Origin of the sequence: Moorena sp. SIO3B2 (assembly GCF_010692525.1) — a bacterium.
Lineage (GTDB): Bacteria > Cyanobacteriota > Cyanobacteriia > Cyanobacteriales > Coleofasciculaceae > Moorena > Moorena producens.
The window spans coordinates 1-1,556 of record NZ_JAAHHE010000835.1; the positions used below are offsets into that span (position 1 = coordinate 1).

Here is a 1,556-nt window from a genome sequence, read left to right on the forward strand (position 1 = left end):
TAGCCCTCCGTCAACCAGTAATCAATGGCTTACTGAGAGTTTACCAATGACCAATGACCCAATAGGAATGGTGTGTGGAAGTGTCAAAAACAAACAACACAATGCGTTTATCTCCCTTGTTAGCAGCGATCATTGCTGCTACTGCCAGTATTGGTGTATCCAAACCAACCCGTGGGCAAACCATTCAGTCCCTACCGGATGCACCTCAACAGAATTCCAGTGACGTAAAAACACCTGAACCAGCGGTTCCTGAAACAATTGCTGTCCAGGCAAAACCAAGGACTGCCTTGGTGCTTCACTCTTCCGGGACCCAGGTGGCAGTACCCACCAAGAGTGTTCTTGATGCAATAGCGAGTGGGGGAAACCCACGGCAGTCGCTCATGGGGGGAACCCCCAAGACCGCGCTGCCTCCCCAAGACCGCGCTGCATCGCTTGTGCAGTCTGTGCCTACCACTCTCTCGGTGAACAATTCTTCACCAACCCAGGTGGCAGTACCTACTAAACTAGTGGTTCCGGTAGATGCATCACCAACCCAGGTGGCAGTACCTACTAAACCTACTAAACTAGTGGTTCCGGTAGATTCAACAGCCGCAGAGTTACCTTCCCAAACCCCAAAGCCACCCCAACTATCACCGGATAGCATCGAAGGGAGTGCTCAAGTAAAACCTCCAAATGGTATAGAAAAACCGTCCCAACTTCCGGAACCCACTCAACTGGAGCCCCCCTCAACTCAACCTCCTTTATCAATCGATAGCATCGAAGGGAGTGCTCAAGTAAAACCTCCAAATGGTATAGATCAACTGTCCCAACTCCCGGAACCCACTCAACTGGAGCCCCCTTCAACTCAACCTCCTTCTGACTCCTCAGAAGTACGAGTACTGGTAGCAGAAGTCTTGATTACTGGCGCACCTCCCCAACTGGAAGAGGAAATTTATCGGGTGATTAAAACCCGACCAGGACGAGCAACCACGCGCTCTCAGCTTCAGGAAGATGTTAATGCTATCTTTGCCACAGGTTTCTTTTCCAGTGTGGATGTTCAGCCAGAAGATACTCCCTTGGGAGTTAGGATTAGCTTTGTTGTCAGAGCTAACCCAGTATTGCGTCAGGTGGCAGTCAAAACAGAACCCCCAGGGGAAGGGCAACGAATCGTAAACCAGGAAAAAATTAATGAAATCTTCAGTGAGCAATATGGCTCAATCCTGAATCTGCGAGACCTGCAAGAGGGAATCAAACAATTAAACGATTGGTATAAGGAAGAAGGTTATGACCTAGCTCAAGTCATTGATGCTGAGCAAGTCACACCGGATGGCACAGTCACCTTGGTCGTGGCAGAAGGGGTGATTGAAGCTGTTAAGGTGCGTTTTCTCGATGAAGATGGTAACCCGATTGTAGATGAAAATGGCAACCCACTTCCATCAATGACTGACCGGGAGGAACCGGTTGGGGGTAATACTCGCCCCTTTATTATTACCCGGGAGGTGGAGTTAAAATCCGGTACTGTATTTAACCGGAAGAAAGCCCAAAGGGACTTACAGCGAGTTTTTGGTTTAGGGATT

Annotated in this window: 1 protein-coding gene; it reads left to right on the forward strand. The window is 49.2% G+C overall.

Annotated features, from left to right (window positions below; translation table 11 throughout):
* Positions 1-101: 101 nt before the first annotated feature.
* Positions 102-1,556, forward strand: a 1,455-nt coding sequence (locus F6K38_RS41595; RefSeq protein WP_287360686.1) for a POTRA domain-containing protein, incomplete at its 3' end; no start/stop codon positions are given.